General features: G+C 58.0%; 1 pseudogene. It reads right to left on the minus strand.

Features of this window, described 5'->3' with window-relative positions:
* Positions 1-941: pseudogene (locus INT22_RS07430) on the minus strand (alpha/beta hydrolase family protein); the annotation flags it as partial.

Genomic DNA, 941 nt, shown 5'->3' on the forward strand with positions numbered 1-941 from the left:
CAATAGGCTACTAGCGGGTCATAAATAGGGTAGGCGGCGGCGGTGGGCCCGCCATGAACGCGCACAATCAGCGGCGCAGCACGGTTGGCTAAGGCTGAGTAGAAAAAGCCGTGAACCGTTTCGCCTTCGTTGCCAACAGGGGTTTCCAGCCATTGTGCGGTGGCGGAATTTTCAGTCACTAGGTTTTGCGTTACGTTACCCTCGACCTTACCTACTAGACAGTTACGCGAGCCATTTTTGTTGAAGCGTATAAGCTGGGCGCCGCTGGTAGCGCTTTGCACAATGGCGTAGTCACCGTGCCTTGCTAGTGTGATGCTTGCCACGCGGCCGGGGTCTGGTAGCAGTACTTCAACCTGCTCGCCGCAACGGCGATAAAGCTGAGCTGCCCCCTGGTACAGTTGGCAGTAAACCTGCCGATTGTCTCGCCATAGGTGCTGGCGCTCACCCAACTGCCACGGTGTGGTGATGTGGTCCACCGGGGCATTGCTCAGGCACACAGGGGTAGCCAGGTTTACCTGCCAGGGTTGCCACCAGCCAGCGTGATCGCTCATGCAGACCAGCGCGTTGTGGGGGCCAAACTGTGGCTGGCTAATCGCTGCGCCGAAATCCCAATGCTCCAGTATTTCAAGCTGACCTGTGCTGGTCACCCGCGCGAGATGTAGCTGGCTGCGTTGCCAAGGCATGTGCGGCAGCGACCAACTGACCCAGGCGAGGTAGTTGCCATCATCGCTTAATACCGCTGCGCCATAGAAGTCAGCGCCTTCAACCAACACTTGCCTGTTATCGCCCATTCTGCTGCTGTTAGTAATGGCGACCAGCCGTTGACCTTGTTGATCCTCTTCTACCGCAATCATTCGCTGACGTTTAGAGTCGGCGCACAGCCCACCGTAGGCTGTTTGTGGGCGCTGTTGCCAGCAGTAGCTTGCACCGTGGCGGTCGAG

It is taken from the genome of Halomonas sp. 3D7M (assembly GCF_014897885.1).
Classification (GTDB): Bacteria; Pseudomonadota; Gammaproteobacteria; order Pseudomonadales; family Halomonadaceae; genus Vreelandella.